The organism is Streptomyces sp. NPDC029292, from assembly GCF_055569295.1.
The window spans coordinates 10,999-27,269 of record NZ_JBVHXR010000002.1 but is presented as its reverse complement, the minus strand read 5'-3'; the positions used below and the strand labels follow the sequence as shown (position 1 = coordinate 27,269).

17 protein-coding genes are annotated in these 16,271 nt (G+C 71.7%); 4 read left to right on the top strand and 13 right to left on the bottom strand.

The features are described 5' to 3' along the window. Positions 1-71 precede the first annotated feature (71 nt). Complete coding sequence (locus tag ACZ4WS_RS04985; protein WP_467977261.1) at positions 72-1,091, bottom strand: LacI family DNA-binding transcriptional regulator; 1,020 nt, start codon at positions 1,089-1,091, stop codon at positions 72-74. Positions 1,092-1,262: 171 nt separating this feature from the next. Continuing rightward, positions 1,263-2,990 (bottom strand): caspase family protein, encoded by a 1,728-nt coding sequence (locus tag ACZ4WS_RS04980; RefSeq protein WP_467977260.1) that lies wholly within the window; start codon positions 2,988-2,990, stop codon positions 1,263-1,265. 80 nt (positions 2,991-3,070) lie between these two features. Here ACZ4WS_RS04980 and ACZ4WS_RS04975 point away from each other — a divergent pair, with 80 nt between their 5' ends. Then, the gene (locus tag ACZ4WS_RS04975) at positions 3,071-3,502 is read left to right on the top strand and encodes an effector-associated constant component EACC1 (protein ID WP_467977258.1); all 432 of its coding nucleotides are present in this window, start codon (positions 3,071-3,073) and stop codon (positions 3,500-3,502) included. Positions 3,503-3,529: 27 nt separating this feature from the next. On the opposite strand, the gene ACZ4WS_RS04970 is transcribed toward ACZ4WS_RS04975, so the two are convergent. From ACZ4WS_RS04970 to tsaB, 4 genes are read right to left on the bottom strand one after another with little or no spacing between them, the layout of a single operon-like run. Beyond that, on the bottom strand, positions 3,530-3,787 hold the full coding sequence (locus ACZ4WS_RS04970; RefSeq protein ID WP_467977256.1) for a hypothetical protein: 258 nt from the start codon (positions 3,785-3,787) through the stop codon (positions 3,530-3,532). After that, a complete protein-coding gene (tsaD, locus tag ACZ4WS_RS04965) occupies positions 3,784-4,875 on the bottom strand; it encodes a tRNA (adenosine(37)-N6)-threonylcarbamoyltransferase complex transferase subunit TsaD (protein WP_467977255.1) in 1,092 nt (363 codons plus the stop codon). The genes ACZ4WS_RS04970 and tsaD overlap by 4 nt, the downstream gene beginning before the upstream one ends. Further along, entirely contained in the window at positions 4,868-5,341 is a 474-nt protein-coding gene (gene rimI, locus ACZ4WS_RS04960; RefSeq protein ID WP_467978281.1) for a ribosomal protein S18-alanine N-acetyltransferase, read from the bottom strand. The genes tsaD and rimI overlap by 8 nt, the downstream gene beginning before the upstream one ends. A gap of 17 nt (positions 5,342-5,358) precedes the next feature. Next, complete coding sequence (gene tsaB, locus ACZ4WS_RS04955; RefSeq protein ID WP_467977253.1) at positions 5,359-6,021, bottom strand: tRNA (adenosine(37)-N6)-threonylcarbamoyltransferase complex dimerization subunit type 1 TsaB; 663 nt, start codon at positions 6,019-6,021, stop codon at positions 5,359-5,361. A gap of 110 nt (positions 6,022-6,131) precedes the next feature. Here tsaB and ACZ4WS_RS04950 point away from each other — a divergent pair, with 110 nt between their 5' ends. Further along, complete coding sequence (locus tag ACZ4WS_RS04950; protein WP_467977251.1) at positions 6,132-6,686, top strand: hypothetical protein; 555 nt, start codon at positions 6,132-6,134, stop codon at positions 6,684-6,686. 14 nt (positions 6,687-6,700) lie between these two features. On the opposite strand, the gene ACZ4WS_RS04945 is transcribed toward ACZ4WS_RS04950, so the two are convergent. The 7 genes from ACZ4WS_RS04945 to ACZ4WS_RS04915 all read right to left on the bottom strand — a co-directional run bounded on the left by ACZ4WS_RS04945 (position 6,701) and on the right by ACZ4WS_RS04915 (position 13,377). Then, on the bottom strand, positions 6,701-6,871 hold the full coding sequence (locus tag ACZ4WS_RS04945; protein ID WP_467977249.1) for a hypothetical protein: 171 nt from the start codon (positions 6,869-6,871) through the stop codon (positions 6,701-6,703). Positions 6,872-7,093: 222 nt separating this feature from the next. Next, a complete protein-coding gene (gene tsaE / locus ACZ4WS_RS04940) occupies positions 7,094-7,627 on the bottom strand; it encodes a tRNA (adenosine(37)-N6)-threonylcarbamoyltransferase complex ATPase subunit type 1 TsaE (protein WP_467977247.1) in 534 nt (177 codons plus the stop codon). Continuing rightward, positions 7,593-8,828: an alpha/beta fold hydrolase gene (locus tag ACZ4WS_RS04935; protein ID WP_467977245.1), complete on the bottom strand. Its 1,236-nt coding sequence runs from the start codon at positions 8,826-8,828 to the stop codon at positions 7,593-7,595. The genes tsaE and ACZ4WS_RS04935 overlap by 35 nt, the downstream gene beginning before the upstream one ends. Before the next feature lie 83 nt (positions 8,829-8,911). Further along, positions 8,912-10,069, bottom strand: a complete 1,158-nt coding sequence (gene alr, locus ACZ4WS_RS04930; protein WP_467977244.1) for an alanine racemase — start codon at positions 10,067-10,069, stop codon at positions 8,912-8,914. A 117-nt stretch (positions 10,070-10,186) separates the two neighbouring features. Next, the gene (locus tag ACZ4WS_RS04925) at positions 10,187-11,188 is read right to left on the bottom strand and encodes a L,D-transpeptidase family protein (RefSeq protein ID WP_467977242.1); all 1,002 of its coding nucleotides are present in this window, start codon (positions 11,186-11,188) and stop codon (positions 10,187-10,189) included. 234 nt (positions 11,189-11,422) lie between these two features. Continuing rightward, positions 11,423-12,889, bottom strand: a complete 1,467-nt coding sequence (locus ACZ4WS_RS04920; protein WP_467977240.1) for an NAD(P)H-hydrate dehydratase — start codon at positions 12,887-12,889, stop codon at positions 11,423-11,425. Positions 12,890-13,005: 116 nt separating this feature from the next. Further along, positions 13,006-13,377, bottom strand: coding sequence for a holo-ACP synthase (locus tag ACZ4WS_RS04915; RefSeq protein ID WP_467977238.1), 372 nt, complete (start codon positions 13,375-13,377; stop codon positions 13,006-13,008). Between the two features lie 153 nt (positions 13,378-13,530). On the opposite strand from ACZ4WS_RS04915, the gene ACZ4WS_RS04910 reads away from it, so the two are divergent. Next, positions 13,531-14,508 (top strand): hypothetical protein, encoded by a 978-nt coding sequence (locus ACZ4WS_RS04910; RefSeq protein WP_467977237.1) that lies wholly within the window; start codon positions 13,531-13,533, stop codon positions 14,506-14,508. Continuing rightward, positions 14,505-16,247 (top strand): M16 family metallopeptidase, encoded by a 1,743-nt coding sequence (locus tag ACZ4WS_RS04905; protein WP_467977235.1) that lies wholly within the window; start codon positions 14,505-14,507, stop codon positions 16,245-16,247. Before ACZ4WS_RS04910 ends, ACZ4WS_RS04905 begins: the two co-directional genes overlap by 4 nt. The last annotated feature ends 24 nt before the right edge of the window (positions 16,248-16,271 follow it).

The window sequence follows — 16,271 nt, the reverse complement described above, 5'->3', positions numbered from 1 at the left end:
GTCGACGAGATCCACGAGACGGCGGCCCGGTGGCGAAAGGGCAGGTGGGGCGCGTGAAGCGCACCCGGGCGTCAGACGAGCGGAGCCGTACTCGCCCGCACCACCAGCTCGGTGGCAAGCTCGATCCGGGGGGAGGCGGGCTCCTCGCCGAGCGCGAGCCGCAGCACCGTACGCGTGGCCAGTTTGCCCATGTCCGCCAGGGGCTGGCGCACGGTCGTCAGCGGCGGGGCCGACCAGCGGACCTCGGGCAGGTCGTCGAAGCCGACGACGCTCAGGTCCTCCGGCACCCTGAGGCCCCGGCGGCGCAGCGCCTCGATCGCCCCCAGCGCCATCTGGTCGCTGGCGGCGAACAGCGCGGTCGGCGGTTCGGCCAGGTCGAGCAGGGTGTTGCAGCCGTCGAAGCCGGCGGAGTGGTAGAAGTCGCCGGGCACGATCAGCGCGTCGTCGACGGCGATGCCCGCGCCCTCCAGCGCCGCCCGGTAGCCGTCGAGCCGCGCCCGGGAGCAGAGCAGCCGGGGCGGCCCCGCGATGAACCCGATCCGCCGGTGCCCGAGGCCGAGCAGGTGCTCCGTCGCGGCCATGCCGCCGGCCCAGTTGGTGGCGCCGACGGTCGGCATGTCCAGGGAGGGCGAGCCCGCCGGGTCGACGACGACGAGCGGCACACCGAGCCGCCGCAACTCGTCGTGCAGCCGCGGTTCGAGCACCGAGGTCACCAGGATCACGCCGTCCGAGGCCCGCGCCCGCAGGTTGGTCATCCACTGCCGGGCCGACCCCGACGCCCCGTGGATGGCCGAAACCACCGTGCCCACCCCGGAGGCGTGCGCGACCTCCTCGACCCCGCGGATGATCTCCACGGCCCAGGGGCTGTCGAGATCGTTGAAGACCAGGTCGATGAGGGCGGCCCGGTCGCCCGGGGCGTTCGCCTTGCGCTGGTAGCCGTGGTGGCGCAGCAGGTCCTCGATCCGGGCCCGGGTCTCCGGCGACACGTCGGAGCGGCCGTTGACGACACGGGACACGGTGGGCACCGAGACCCCGGCCTGCCGGGCGATCTCGGTGATCGTCACCTTGTTCCTGATGCTCTCCCGGGCCACACGCCCACCTCCGTTGCCGAAACCTTGCAGGGGCCTTCCGGAATTCCGGGGTCGGCGTGAAGGCTACAGGCAGGGCGCGGGGTCGGCTTCAGCGCGCTCGCGTGCAGGCTTGCGCGACGAACGCGGTCCAGGGGGCAAGGCCGAGGTGGCGGCGGGCGGCGCCTCAGCGCCTCAGCGCGACGAAACGACCTGCCTGAAGAGGCGTACCGGACCGACTGTCCCGCCGCCCAATCTCCCTACGGGCGTACCCAGGGGCAGAGCGACACCGTCCCCGAGCGCACAGCCGAACAGGGCCAGGCCCACCCCCAGCGCGCTGACGCCGGGCAGGACTCCCGTCTGCAGAGAGAAGACGAGAATCGGCAGACAGTTGGAGAGGGCGGCCAGAGTGAGGCTCTTGCGCGAAAGCCTGAAAGACCACACGTAAAGCATTACCGCGAAGGAAATCATCTGCAGGGCGATCACTACGCCGCTGAAGTCGTTCGAGGTGCCGTATCCGAGCTCGTCCCGCGGAGTGAAAACACCGGCCAGGACGAGCACTGAGGCCGCGAGGTAGGACGCGTCGCCGTAACCGATCCTACTGATGCACACTGTCCCCAAAATTGCTCCACAGAGCGAGATCGCCAGCGAGTACGGGAGAATCGGCAGATCCTCGCTGCTAATCGCGACAATTACCGGCACGACGAACAGGAAGGCGATCACATCGCGTACGACGCGTACGCGTCGAGCATAAGGACGACTCAGCATTTCGAGGAATTCCCTGCGCGACTGTGCCGTCCGGGCGCACTTCTGCGCGACGAGAAGCTCCCCTGTCGACGCCACGGCCAGCAACACAGAAAAGAAAAGCAGCACCGCACAGTACAGAAGGAACAAATCCGAATCCATCAGAGGTTCATGGTAGGGGTCGTAATATTCGTATTCCCCATAGAGTAGGTGGTCCTCGTTGGTGGCCATGAACAGCGCCAACAATGCGATCGCCACGGACACGACGAAGTACATCAGCCCCAGGATGATGTCCCCGTACGAGTAGTCCTTCCGACGTCGTGGGGCGAGATTGGCAAGCTGAGCGCCCAGAGTGAGCCGTTCCGCGTCCGGCTTCCAGGGAGTGCCGGCGGGCACGTCGTCCACCATCCGACCCTGAGGGTCCGCACTCTGCGGATCACCGCCCTGCGGCCCCGCTTGCCCAGGGCGAACGCGTTTCGCGAAGGCCAGATCGCCGGATCCGTCGAACTTGCGCCGCGGCACGGGGTGTTCACCCGAAAGACGGGTGGTCATGCGCCTGAACACCTCGTCCAGGCTGACGTCGCCCGAATCATCGAGACTCTCCGCCCCCGCCTCAAGTGCATCCGCCAAGGCCTGCGTGAAGGGGCTGGCCGCTCCCGGGGATTTCGCGTCGGGAGCCACGTCGACCGCACTGGACGCGGTGATGACGTATCTCCCCTTTCCCGCGAGGGAATCCGGGGTGACCTGGGCTCTTCCCTTGAAGGCCCCGCTGTGACAGCAGTCGAGGACAACGACCACGGTGCCTGCCCGAGTCTTCTTCATGATCTTGTTCAGCGAGTCCGCCGAGACCGCGGTGGAGACCATCCGGCTCTGCACCGAGTCCCTGCCGCAGAGAAAGAGCTCCTGCTGCTCTCGAAACCCGTGCCCGCTGTAGTAGAAGAGCAGGGTGTCCCCCGTCTTTCCCTCGGCGAAGAAGTCCTCGGCCAGCTCCATGATCTCTTTCGAGGACCGTTCATAGAAGACTTCCACGTCTTCCGAACGGAACTTTCCCGTTCGCGGGTTCGTGAGCGACGACCAGAGAATCAACCCGTCTTTCCGTGGCCCCTCCAGCCGAGGGAAACGGGAAGGGTCCTCAGGGAAGACGGAGTTGCAGATCACCAATGCGCGGTACACCGCCACCCCCGTTCCGCTATGTTGCCCGTCAAGCAACAAGTAGATCGCCCGCATCGTACTCGGCGATCTCCGCAGGGGAGGTTGGGATGACTGAATCGGTGAAGATCAGAATCCAGACGGGGGTCGCCGGGCTGGCAGCGGATCACCCGGTCGCGCAAGAGGCACTCGACGACTTCGCGAGTGACGCCCGGGAGGTGCCGGGCCTCGCAGTGGAGGAGGGAGGCGCGCCCCGCTCGGGCGAGAAGGGAACTGTTTCCGAACTCCTCCTTGTGCCCGAAGCGTCGTCCGCCGCATGGGCCGTGCTCAAACTCGTCGAACTCTGGCTGCGGCGCGACCGCTCACGCTCCATGACGATCACGGTCCAACGAGACGGCAGCGACGAACTCACCGTGACCGTCTCCGGTGAGAACATCTCCACCCAAGCGCTGGAGGCGGGCGTCGCCAAGGCCTTCGGGGAAACCGAGGACGAAGAGGCCGCCGCGGACACGGAGACCTCCGAGGACACGGACGAGACGTAGACGAGCCCCGGCGACGGAAGAACCCCGTCAGTCTCCGTCCACCGACTCGAACCGCCACCGGTGCACCGACCGGGTCACCAACTCCCCGTCCGGCTCGGGGAGTTCGGAGAGTTCGGCGTCGTAGGGCGCGTCCCACCAGGTGATGACGAGGACGCGGTCCTGGGGGGCCCGCAGGGTCTCCCGGCGCAGCGGGCGCTCGGGGAGGTCCTGCTTCCGTACCCAGGCCAGCAGGTCCGCGCCGCGGCCCTCCCTGGCCCGGGCCTCCCACATCAGCGCGACGGTCACGAGTACAGGTTCTCCTTGCTGACCTCGTGCACATGGTCGTGGGAGTGGCCCGGCACGTGCGGGTCCGTCACCGGGAGCGAGGAGTCGGCCGAGAGGTCCCAGTCCGAGGCGGACCGGTTGCGGGCCACCATCTCGGCGCCCAGCGCGGCGACCATCGCCCCGTTGTCCGTGCACAGCTTGGGGCGCGGTACCCGAAGCCGGATACCGGCGGCCTCGCAGCGCTCCTGGGCGAGCACCCGCAGCCGCGAGTTGGCGGCCACACCGCCGCCGATCATGAGGTGGTCGACACCCTCGTCCTTGCAGGCCCGGACGGCCTTGCGGGTCAGCACGTCCACCACGGCCTCCTGGAAGGACGCGGCCACATCGCGCACCGGCACCTCCTCCCCCGCCGCCCGCTTGGCCTCGATCCAGCGGGCCACGGCGGTCTTGAGACCGGAGAAGGAGAAGTCGTACGCCGGGTCGCGCGGGCCGGTCAGACCGCGCGGGAACGCGATCGCCTTCGGGTCGCCCTCCTTGGCGTACCGGTCGATGACCGGGCCGCCGGGGAAGCCGAGGTTCAGCACGCGCGCGATCTTGTCGAAGGCCTCGCCCGCCGCGTCGTCGATGGTCGCGCCCATGGGACGTACGTCGGAGGTGATGTCGCTCGAAAGGAGCAGGGACGAGTGGCCGCCGGACACCAGCAGCGCCATCGTCGGCTCCGGGAGCGCGCCGTGCTCCAGCTGGTCCACACAGATGTGCGAGGCGAGGTGGTTGACGCCGTACAGCGGCTTGCCCAGCGCGTACGCGTACGCCTTCGCCGCCGAGACGCCGACCAGCAGCGCACCGGCGAGACCGGGCCCGGCGGTGACCGCGATCCCGTCCAGGTCCTTCGCGCTCACCCCCGCCTCCTTCAGCGCCCGGTCGATGGTCGGCACCATCGCCTCCAGGTGCGCGCGGGAGGCGACCTCCGGGACGACCCCGCCGAAGCGGGCGTGCTCGTCGACGCTCGACGCGATCGCGTCCGCGAGCAGGGTGGTGCCGCGGACGATGCCGACGCCGGTCTCGTCGCAGGAGGTCTCGATGCCGAGGACGAGGGGTTCGTCAGCCATTGATCTCGGTTCCTTGTACGGATGTGGAAGGGTCGGTCAGTCGCATCACCAGGGCGTCGACGTTCCCCGGCTGGTAGTAGCCGCGTCTGAAACCGATGGGCTCGAAGCCGAAGCGCTCGTACAGCTTCTGCGCGCGGACGTTGTCCACGCGGCACTCGAGCATCACCTCGGCGCACTCGAACGCGGTCGCGGCCCGCAGCAGCTCGGTGAGCAGCAGCGCCCCGAGCCCGGTGCCCCACTGCTCACGGCGCACGGCGATGGTCTGTACGTCGCCCAGGTCGCCGGAGGCGGCGAGCCCCGCGTACCCGACCAGCCGGTCGCCGTCCAAGGCGACGACGAACCGCCGCGTCGCCTCAGGCCCTCTCGAATGGGCCAGCTCGGACCAGAACATGCCCCGTGACCAGGCGTCCTCGGGGAAGAGGTCCTTCTCCAGCTTCAGTACGGGATCGATGTCCCACCAGCGCATCTCGCGCAGCACGGGGGTCACTTGGGGGTGACCACCTTGTAGTTCTTGGGCACCTGGGCGTCCGGGCGGCGCAGGTAGAGCGGCCGGGGCGCCTCCAGTTCCGCGCCCGCGGCGAGCTTCTCCGCGGCCAGGGCGGCCATTGCGGCGGCCGAGACGTGCTCGGGCGCGCGGGCGTCCGGGAAGGTGTCCGGGTAGAGCAGCGCGCCCGCGCCGACGGCGGGCAGGCCCGCGACGTCTTCGGCGATCTCGGCGGGCCGGTCCACGGCGGGCTCGGACACGCGGGTACGGGGGTCGGCGTACCGCGCCCAGTAGACCTCCTTGCGGCGCGCGTCCGTGGCCACGACGAACGGCCCCTCGATGTCGGCGCCGTCGGCCGCGTACGCGAGCGCGTCGAGGGTGCACAGGCCGTACACGGGCACGCCGAGCGCGAGCCCGAAGGTGTCGGCGGTCATGAGGCCGACGCGCAGCCCGGTGTACGGGCCGGGGCCGACGCCGACCACGATGCCGGTGACGGCGTCGAGCCGCAGATCTGCTGCGGCGAGCACCCGGTCGACGGCCGGCAGCAGCAGCTCTCCGTGCCGGCGCGCGTCCACCTGGCTCGACGAGGCAATGACGGACGTGCCGTCGTGCAGGGCGACGGTCACGGCGGGGGTGGCGGTATCCAGAGCGAGCAAGAGCACGCAAACAGCCTACGGCGCCCGAGGCCGGGGCACGGTCGCCCGGGAGTCCCGCTCCCCTGCTGCTACCGTCACAGCAAAGACGTACGAAGTACGAGAGGTGGGCACACAAGGTGGCTAGGAGCAGCTCGGGATTCGTGGCCGGGCTCACCGTGGCGGCGGTCGCCGCGGTCAGCTTCCTCGCCTACCAGGCGTCCGCGAACGTGCCGGACAATCTCGGCAAACCGCACACGAACGCGTCGCCCAAGGCCTCCGCCTCGAAGGCCCCCCGGAACAAGAAGAACCCGGCGGCGCTGCCCGCCCAGTCCGGCGCCGGTGAGCGGGTCGTCTACTCGATCGACGACGACCGCGTCTGGCTGGTCGCCGCGAACAACAAGGTCCAGCGCACCTTCAAGGTCACGCCGGGCACGGTGGACCCGGCCGTCGGCCCCTACGCCGTCACGACGCGTGCCAACGCGGTCACCGGGTCCGACGGGGTGCAGATCGAGCACGTCGTACGGTTCACGCTGGTCGACGGCGTCGCGATCGGCTTCAGCGCGGCGCTGAACGGCTCGACGGCCGCCCCGGACTCCTCGATGAAGCTCGGCGGCATCCGCGAGTCCCGCGCGGACGGCAGGGCGATGTGGGAGTTCGCGACGATCGGCGTGAAGGTCGTCGTCATCCAGTAGCCCGGCAGGCGGCGCTACGCGGCCTTGCGGGGCTGCTCGGCCGCGGGCGCGGGCGCCTCGGGCAGGGGCTCGCGCGGCGGCCTGGAAACCTCGGCGGCCGCGGCGCACGACGCCAGCAGGTCTCGCATCGACACCCCGGCAACTCCGCACGGCTGCGCCGGCACGTCACGTTCTGAAGCCGACATGGACGCCTCCTGGGGCTTCGGGGGCAAGCGTGGTTAGGTACACCTAACTACGGACTGATATCCATGTGACCACGGCGGGGACGCCGGGCGCAATATCTTGCCGACGTCTTGTCGGAACGTTCATTGAATCTGCGGCCCGAAGGGCCTCGTCGAGGAGTGGTGGTCGGGCGACGGGCGGGCATACGAACGGTGGGTGCGGCTGGGCTGCGAAAAGCAGCCTGGTCAGGCCGCGAGCACACTCAGATCCACCGTCGCCCAGCGCTCTCCCAGCCCGGTGACCGTCACGTGCCGTACCTCGTCGGTCGTGTCGCCGACGGCCCGGTGGATGACGACGTGCAGGCGGTCGTCGGTCAGCTCCTCGACCTTGCCCTCGCCCCACTCCACGACGATCACCGAGTCGGACAGCGAGACGTCGAGGTCGAGGTCCTCCATCTCGTCGAGCCCGCCGCCGAGGCGGTACGCGTCCACGTGCACGAGCGGCGGGCCGTCCCCGAGGGAGGGATGCACGCGCGCGATGACGAAGGTCGGGGAGGTGACCGCGCCCCTCACCCCGAGCCCCTCGCCGAGCCCGCGGGTCAGCGTCGTCTTGCCCGCACCGAGCTCGCCGTTCAGCATCGCGAGGTCGCCCGCGCGCAGCAGTTTGGCCAGGCGTCGGCCCAACTCCCGCATCTGTTCGGGGGAGGTGACGGTGATCTGCGCGCTGACGCCGGCCACGGTGGGCTCAGCCGGGTTGTGCGGTGCTGCTGGTGCTTCCATAGCCACCCACGGTAGCCCCTGCCGGGACGGCTCCCGCGCGCATGAGGAGGTCGGCGAGGCGGTCTATGACGACCTCGGGGTGCTCCAGCATGACGAGGTGTCCGGCGTCGGGGACGAGCACCAGCTCGGCGTCCGGCAGCAGGTCCGCGATGGCCTCGCTGTGCTCGCTCGGCGTCACCAGGTCCTTGACCCCGGCGAGGACGAGGACGGGCAGGTCGGCGAAGTGGGCGAGCGCCGTGGTCTTGTCGTGCTCGGTGAACGCCGGGTAGAACTCGGCGACCACGTCGATCGGTGTGCCCTCGATCATCCGCTCGGCGAACCGCTCGACCGCGGGGTCGACGTCCCGGGTCGCGAACGAGTACCGCTTGATGACCCCGGCGAACAGATCGGCCGTGGCCCGCCGCCCCCGCTCCACCAGGTCGGCCTGCTGCCCGAGCGCCTTCAGCACACCGGGCAGCACCCGCCGCACGGCGTTGACGCCTGCGACGGGCAGCCCGAAGTTGACCTCACCGAGCCGCCCGGACGACGTACCGACGAAGGCGACGGCGACGACCCGGTCGCGGATCAGCTCGGGGTAGTGGTCGGCGAGGGCCATGACGGTCATGCCGCCCATGGAGTGTCCGACGAGCACGATCGGCCCCTCGGGCACGGCCGCGTCGATGACGGCCTTCAGGTCACGGCCGAGCTGGTCGATGGTGACCGGCGTCCCGTCCTCGTGCTGGGCCACGCCCCGTCCGGACCGTCCGTGGCTGCGCTGGTCCCAGTGCACGGTCCGTACGACACCCCGCAGCGCGGCCCGCTGGAAGTGCCAGGAGTCCTGGTTGAGGCAGTAGCCGTGGCTGAAGACGAGGGTGACGGGGGCCGGGGCCTTGCGGCCGAAGAGCCGGCGGCGGCGCGGGGCGAGCGGGGCCTCCGGCTCGGCGTCGTCGACCTCGTAGTACAACTCGGTGCCGTCGTCGGCGTACGCCTTGCCCGGGGTGCCGCGCAGTGAGCCGTAGGGTCCCGCAGAGTCGAGCGCGAGGCGGGCCTTCTGGCGCATGCCGCGGCCGACCGTGAGCCGCTCTATGGCGACTCCGGCGGCGGCGCCCGCGGCCACGACGCCTATCGCGGCGCCCACGACTCCGGCCTTGCGCCAGTTCCCGGCGGAGGCGGCGACCGCCGAGGCCGCACTCGCGACGGCCTCCGCGCTGCTCTCGCTCACGTCCCGCTCCTCTTCGCCGGATGCTGCTCTGTTCGGGTGGTGGTACTGGCTTACCGGGGTCGCACACTCCTGCGTATGCGGTGTTACCCGTCTTGTTCCTCATTCACCTTCACGTAGACGCGGGGGACGCGGGTTCCGATCCGGGTGACGATTTCGTACGCGATCGTGCCCGCCGCCCGCGCCCAGTCCTCGGCGGTCGGCTCACCGCGGTCGCCGGGGCCGAACAGCACCGCCTCCGCGCCGGGCTCCGGCTCGTCCCCGCCCAGGTCGACGACGAACTGGTCCATCGCGACCCGGCCCGCGACCGTGCGCCACTTGCCGCCGATCAGGACGGGGCCGGTGCCGGAGGCGTGGCGCGGTATGCCGTCCGCGTAGCCGACCGGCACGAGGCCGAGGGTCGTGTCGCCGGGGGTGGTGTAGTGATGCCCGTAACTGACACCGTGCCCCTCCGGAACGTGCTTCACCAGCGCGAGGGACGCGCTCAGCGTCATCACCGGGCGCAGCCCGAAGTCGGCGGAGGTGCCCAGCTCGGGGCTCGGCGAGATGCCGTAGACCGCTATCCCGGTGCGGACGAGGTCGAAGTGGCTCTCGGGGACGGTCAGCGTGGCGGGCGAGTTGGCGATGTGCCGCACCTCGGGGCGGACGCCCTGCTCCTCGGCGTACGTCACCATCTCGCGGAAACGGATGAGTTGGGCCTGGATGGAGGGGTGGCCGGGCTCGTCGGCGCAGGCGAAGTGCGACCAGAGACCGGTGACGGTGATCAGCCCCTCCGTCTCGGCGCGCAGGGCCTCGGTGACGAGCTCGGGCCAGTCCGCGGGCTGGCACCCGTTGCGCCCGAGGCCGGTGTCGGCCTTGAGCTGGACGCGGGCGGCGGTGCCGGTGTCCCTTGCCGCCCGGACGACCTCCCGCAGGGCCCACATCCCGCTCACCGACACGTCGAGGTCGGCCTCGATGGCCTGGGCCCAGGGGCCGCCGGGGGTCCACAGCCAGCACATGATCCGCCCCGGCAGGCCCGCCGCGCGCAGGGCGAGGGCCTCCTCGGGGGTGGCGGTGCCGAGCCAGGTGGCACCCGCCTCGCGCGCCGCGCGGGCACATGGCACCGCCCCGTGGCCGTACGCGTCGGACTTGACCACGGCCATCACGGCGGCGGTCGGCGCGTGGGCGCGCAGGGTCCGCACATTGGCCCGCAGGGCGGACAGATCGATCTCGGCGCGGGCGCGCAGGGGTGCTGTCTCAGTCATGGCGTCCCCAGTGTCTCAGAGGGGTAGGACAGCCCCCCGGGCGCCGGTCCCTGTAGGGCCATCTGCCATCGGGCTGTCTGTCATCGGGCCGATATCCGGTATCGGGCCGATGCCGCATCAGGTCCCGGCCCTGCGTCCCCACACGTACACCCGGTCGCCCGTCTTGAGGACGTTCCACAGCTTGCGGGCGTCGGCGAGGCGCAGATTGACGCAGCCCCACGAGCCGTTGGGGTCGTAGATGCTGCCGTAGATGGCGTGGAAGGCCTCTCCGCCGTCGAAGAACTGGCTGTACGGCATGGGGCTGTTGTACAGCGTCGACCAGTGGTTCTTGTGCTTCCAGTAGATCGCGTGCCACCCGGTCCTGGTCCGGTACCCGGCCCGGCCGCTGCGCATGGGCACCGGGCCCCAGAGCACCTTCTTGCCCTTCTGCACCCAGCTGAGCTGGCGGGTCAGATCTACGCAGGCGACGCGGTACGAGCGGACGGGGCACTTCCCGGCCGCGTTCGGATTCTTCTTCGCCGACAGCAACTGCATGTGGGCCCAGGTGACGGGTCCGGCGAAGCCGGTGTCCGGCTTGATGCCCTGCCGCGTCTGGAACTGGCGGATGGCGAGGCAGTCGGCGGCCGACTGCTTCCCGTCCACCGTCAGCTTCAACCACCGCTCGACCTGCCGCTGGTAGGGACCCGTCAGCTTGCTGCACGCCACGAAGGTGCCGGCGGCGGCGTCGCTGAGCGGGACGTACTCGATGAGCGCGTCCGTTCCCAGGTGCGCGTCCCTCGGCTCCACCACGTCCTCTGCGGCGGTGGGCGTGTACACCTTCGGCGCGAGAACCTGGTCCGGCGTGTCGAACTGCCACGGCTGATGCGGTCCCGGTGCCACACCGGGGACCAGTTCGCTCCTCGGGCCGGGGGCGCGGGCGGGTACGGGTACGGGGGCGCGGGCGGGTACGGGTACGGGGGCGCGGACGGGTACGGGTACGGGGGCGCGGACGGGTACGGGTACGGGGGCGCGGACGGGTACGGGCGGCCATGGTGCGGCCACCCCGCTCCCCACCGGCATCGCGGCCGTCATCGCGAGCACGACCGCGATACCGCGGCACGTCATTCGTCTGCTCATCATGCAATCAGCCATACGCAACGGGGGCGCAGGAGCGGGGGCGCCGCGCGGGGCGGGTCGCCCGTTATGGGCAGTTTTTCGCCCCCGCCGCCCCCAGACCCCACTCCTCGAACGCCGGAGGGGCTGATTCTCAGCCCCTCCGGCGTTCGAGGACGAGGCCGTTCAGGCCGAAGCGGGGGTCTGGGGGCGGCAGCCCCCGGGGACGGGAAGGGCAGGGGCGGCGGGAGCGAAAACCCTTCAGTCCCGCACGTCCCGCCACGCGTCCGGAATCGCGGCAGCGACATCGTGGGCCCCCGCAGGCGCCCCGCCCGCGGCAAAGCGCCCAGCGAGCCCATGGAGATACGCGGCCACACTCCCGGCATCCAGGGCGGACAGCCCCGCCGCAAGCAGCGACCCCGCAAGCCCCGACAGCACATCACCACTCCCGGCGGTGGCCAGCCATGACGTCCCCGTCGGATTCACCCGCACCACCCCACCCCCCGCATCGGCAACCAAGGTCGTCGACCCCTTGAGCAACACCGTCGCCCCATACCGCGCCGCAAGCTCCCGCACGGAAGAAAGCCGAGCCCCCTCGACGGACTCCCGCGAAACCCCGAGCAACGCGGCGGCCTCCCCGGCGTGCGGGGTCATCAACGTGGGCGCGGTACGGGCCCGTACCGCGGACCGGTCGGCAAGCCTCAACCCGTCCGCGTCCACCAGCACCGGCACATCCGCCCGCACCACCTCCGCGACCGCCGACGCGTCGTCCCCGGCCCCGGGCCCCACGACCCACGCCTGGACCCGCCCGGCCCGCGCGGGCCCCCGCTCCGACACGAGCGTCTCGGGAAAGCGGGCGATGACGGCGTCCGCGGCGGGGCCGACGTACCGCACCGCCCCCGCCCCGCCCCGCAGCGCACCGGACACGGCGAGCACGGCGGCCCCGGGATAGCGCGCGGACCCGGCCGCGATCCCGACGACACCGCGCCGGTACTTGTCGCTCTCCGCCCCGGGCACCGGCAGCCGCGCCGCCACATCGGCGTGCTGGAGCGCCTCCAGTTCGGGCTCGTCCGGCAGCTGCAGCCCGATGTCGACGAGCCGTACGGAACCGGCGTACCCACGCGCCGGATCGATGAGCAGCCCCGGCTTGTGCGTCCCGAAGGTCACCGTCAGATCGGCGCGGACCGCGGCCCCGCGCACCTCGCCGGTGTCCGCCTCGACGCCGCTCGGCAGGTCGACGGCGACCACGGCGGCCCGGGACTCGGCGGCGAGCACGGCCAGCGGCACGGCGTCGGGCCGCAGCCCGCCCTTGCCACCGATCCCGACGATGCCGTCGACGACGAGATCGGCCCGCCGGATCACCCGCTCGGCGACACCGTCGAAGTCCGCCCGCCCACTCCCGACACCACCACCACGCGCCACCACACTCCCCCCCGCCCGCCGCAGCGCGGCCAGCCCCCCGGCATGGGTCCGTTCGGGGGCGAGCAGCACCGCGGTGACCCCCGCCCCGCGCCGGGCGAGGCGCGCCCCCGCGTACAGGGCGTCCCCGCCGTTGTCCCCGCTCCCGACCAGCAGCACGACCCGGGCGCCGTACACCCGGCCCAGCAACTCCGCGCAGGCCGCGGCCAGTCCGGCGGCCGCGCGCTGCATCAACGCCCCCTCGGGAAGCCGCGCCATCAGCTCCCGCTCAGCAGTCCTTACGGTCTCCACGCTGTACGCAGTACGCATGGGTCGAGTCTCCCGTACCCGCGCCTGCCGTGCCGCCCGTGACGCCACGCCCGCCCACAGCTACGCCTGGCACCACAGCTACGCCGGCCACCACCGCACCCGGCGCCGCCGCCGAACTACCCCTCCGCCACCACCACCGCCGAAGCCACCCCCGCGTCATGGCTCAGCGACACATGCCACGACCGCACCCCCAACTCGGCCGCCCGGGCCGCGACCGTCCCCTTCACCCGCAGCCGCGGCTGGCCGCTGTCCTCGACGTAGACCTCGGCGTCGGTCCAGTGCAGACCCGCCGGGGCACCCAGCGCCTTGGCCAGCGCCTCCTTCGCGGCGAAGCGGGCGGCCAGGGACGCGATCCCCCTCCGCTCACCGCTCGGCAGGATCAACTCCCGCTCCACAAAGACCCGTTCGGCCAGTCCGGGGGTGCGCTCCAGCGACACCCGGAACCGGTCGATCTCGGCCACGTCGATACCGACCCCGATGATGCTCATGCTCCGCACCCTAAGGGGCCGGGCACCGGCGGCGGTCCGCACGTCCGGCATGTCTCAGCCCCCTGCTAGCCTGCGGCGACTTCACATCGGGCGCACAGGCACGGGGGGCCTGCCGGTGCGCGACACATCCGAGTACGCCATGGGGGCGGAGGCATGACCAGCACGACTGGCGGCGCGGGCGGGATATCGGCGCCGCCCCGTTTCGACCCGTTCGACACCCTGCCCGAGCTCGTCCCGCTGCGCACCGCGGCGACGTACGGCGACTGGCCCGCCACCGCCGCGTTCTTCGCGGGCCTCGGCACGGAGGAGCAACGGTCCTTCGCGTCGGGCCTGCTGGCCGGAATCGACGGCGTGGAGCGGTATCTGGAGCAGGCCGCGACCGCCCTGCCCGGTGACCCGCTGCCCCGTACGCTGCTCGCCGACCGGTATCTCCACATCGGCTGGGACATCCGCAGCGGCGCCCGCGCGCAGCATGTCTCGCGGGACCAGTTCGACCAGTTCCACGCATGGCTGCGGCGGGCCGAGCAGCTGCTGATCGAGGTGTGCGCGGAGCACCCCTCGTATGCCCACGCCTGGACGGTGCGCGTGGTGACCGCGCGCGGTCTGGAGCTCGGGCAGTCCGAGGCACGGCGCCGCTACGACCGGCTCGCCGCCCACCATCCGCACCACTACCCGGCCCAGACGCAGCTGCTCCAGAGCCTGTGCCCCAAGTGGAGCGGCTCCTGGGAGGCGGCGCACGGTTTCGCCCGCGAGTGCGCGGCCGCCGCCCCGGTCGGTTCCCACTCCGGCGCCCTGGTCGCCCTCGCCCACCTGGAGCACTGGCTGGAGCTGGAGAGCATGGAGCGCGCCGCGTACATGCGCGGTCTGACGGTCCGTGACGACCTGCGCTTCGCCGCCCAGGTGTCCGTGCTGCACCCGGACTACCGGCCCGGCTTCCACGGGATCGGCGCGCACAGCGCGTTCGCGCTGGCCTTCTCGCTGGGCGGCCACCACGACGACGCGATCCCCCACTTCCTCGAACTCGAGGACCGGGCCTCGGAGTTCCCGTGGCAGTACATGCCCGACCCGACGGCCGCCTTCATCAAGTACCGCAAGGCCGCGCTGTCGGCAGCCTGGGGGGAGTCGCGATGACCACCGAACTGACCGGCACGGCAGACCTCGCCAAGCTGTCGCACCTCATCGGGCACACCACGACGCAGGGCATCCCCACCCTCTACGCGCCCCGCCAGGGCGAGATCACCGCCGGGCTGTTCTTCCGCGTGGGGCGCGCCGACGAGACCCTGGCCACGGCCGGCATCACCCATCTCGTCGAGCACCTCGCCCTGCACCGCCTGGGCCTGTCCGACCTGCACTACAACGGCGCGACGGCGAACACGTACACCCTCTTCCACGCCACGGGCAGCGAGGAGGAGGTCGTCGCGTACCTCAACAGCGTCTGCGCCGCGCTGCGCGACCTGCCGCTCGACCGGCTGGAGACCGAGAAGGAGATCCTGCGGACGGAGGCGGCGGGCCGCGGGCACGGCCCGCACCACCAGATGCCGCTGTGGCGTTACGGCGCCCAGGGCTACGGCCTGTCCGGCTACAGCGAGCTGGGCACCTGGCGGCTGACCCCGGACGAGGTGCGCCACTGGGCGGGGACCCGGTTCACCCGGGACAACGCGGTGCTGTGGATCACCAGCGACACCGTGCCGACGGGACTCGACCTGACGCTGCCCGCGGGCAGCCGCCTTCCGGCGCCCGTCGCGTCGAACGCGCTCCCCGTCACCCCGGCCTACATCCACGGCGACGACGGCCATGTCGTCTTCAACGCGGTGCTGCGCCGCTCCACCGCCGGCGCCGTCTTCGCCGAGGTCCTGGGCCGCGCCCTCTTCCAGGACCTGCGCCAGGAAGGCGGCTACTCCTACACCGCCGAGTGCGACTACTCACCGCGCGACGCCCACCACGCCACCCTCACCGCGTACGCCGACGCGCTGGCGCAGAAGCAGGACGCGGTGGTCGGCGGCTTCGTGGACGTCCTCGCCCGGCTGCGCGCTGGCCGCATCGAGCAGGCCGAACTGGACTCCGCGCGCGCCAAGGCCCTGAAGATGTACGACACTCCGGAGCTCGGCGCCGCCTCGCTGCCCTCGTACGCCCTCAGCCTGCTCCTCGGCCATCGCATCCTGAGCCCCGAGGAGCACCGGGCCGAGCTGGACGCGCTGACCGTCGAGGATCTGCGCGAGGTCGCCCGCGAGATGTGGTCCACCGGGCTGCTCCAGGTGCCGGGCCGGGGCGCCGACTGGGCGGGCTTCTTCCTCGCCCCGCAGTACTCGACGCACGCGCTGACCGGTACCCGGCACCGCTCCCTGGAGGACGAGCGCGTCACGCTGACGATCGCGGCGGAAGGCGTGTCCCTGACGACTCCGGACGGGCCCGTCACCGTCCGGTACGACTCCTGCGCGGCGATGACCGCCCGTCCCGACGGGGCCCGCACGCTGACCGGCCTTGACGGCTTCTCGGTCACCATCGAGCCGACCCTCTACCAGGGCGTCACGCCCGAGCGGATCGCCGCGGTGGACGCGGCCGTGCCCGCCGCGGCGGTGGTGCGGATGCCGCAGCGCGACCCGTCACGGATCCCGCGGCCCGAGGCGCGCGCGTCGACCGCTCAGCGTTCCCAGGGCGGTGGCGGGAAGGCGGCCTGGGGCTGGACCGCCGCGCTCTGGCTGGTCGGCGTGGTGGCCGCGCTGTTCGGGCTGATCTGCGCGGTCGCCACCGCGCAGGAGGCCGGCAAGGCGAACCCGGATGCCGCGGTCATCATCGCCCTGTGGGTCCTGGAGGTGCCGCTGCTGGCCCTGACCTGGACGCTGCACCGGCTGCGGAAACGCTCCCGCTGAGCCGCCGGGTGTGCCGTCGCCGCA

Bases quoted from the DNA above. Each gene is read 5' to 3' on its own strand.
- ACZ4WS_RS04975 (WP_467977258.1), top strand. From the start codon at position 3,071: ATGACTGAATCGGTGAAGATCAGAATCCAGACGGGGGTCGCCGGGCTG.
- tsaD (WP_467977255.1), bottom strand. From the start codon at position 4,875: ATGGCTGACGAACCCCTCGTCCTCGGCATCGAGACCTCCTGCGACGAG.
- rimI (WP_467978281.1), bottom strand. From the start codon at position 5,341: ATGCGCTGGTGGGACATCGATCCCGTACTGAAGCTGGAGAAGGACCTC.
- ACZ4WS_RS04945 (WP_467977249.1), bottom strand. From the start codon at position 6,871: ATGTCGGCTTCAGAACGTGACGTGCCGGCGCAGCCGTGCGGAGTTGCC.
- tsaE (WP_467977247.1), bottom strand. From the start codon at position 7,627: ATGGAAGCACCAGCAGCACCGCACAACCCGGCTGAGCCCACCGTGGCC.
- alr (WP_467977244.1), bottom strand. From the start codon at position 10,069: ATGACTGAGACAGCACCCCTGCGCGCCCGCGCCGAGATCGATCTGTCC.
- ACZ4WS_RS04925 (WP_467977242.1), bottom strand. From the start codon at position 11,188: ATGATGAGCAGACGAATGACGTGCCGCGGTATCGCGGTCGTGCTCGCG.
- ACZ4WS_RS04920 (WP_467977240.1), bottom strand. From the start codon at position 12,889: ATGCGTACTGCGTACAGCGTGGAGACCGTAAGGACTGCTGAGCGGGAG.
- ACZ4WS_RS04915 (WP_467977238.1), bottom strand. From the start codon at position 13,377: ATGAGCATCATCGGGGTCGGTATCGACGTGGCCGAGATCGACCGGTTC.
- ACZ4WS_RS04910 (WP_467977237.1), top strand. From the start codon at position 13,531: ATGACCAGCACGACTGGCGGCGCGGGCGGGATATCGGCGCCGCCCCGT.
- ACZ4WS_RS04905 (WP_467977235.1), top strand. From the start codon at position 14,505: ATGACCACCGAACTGACCGGCACGGCAGACCTCGCCAAGCTGTCGCAC.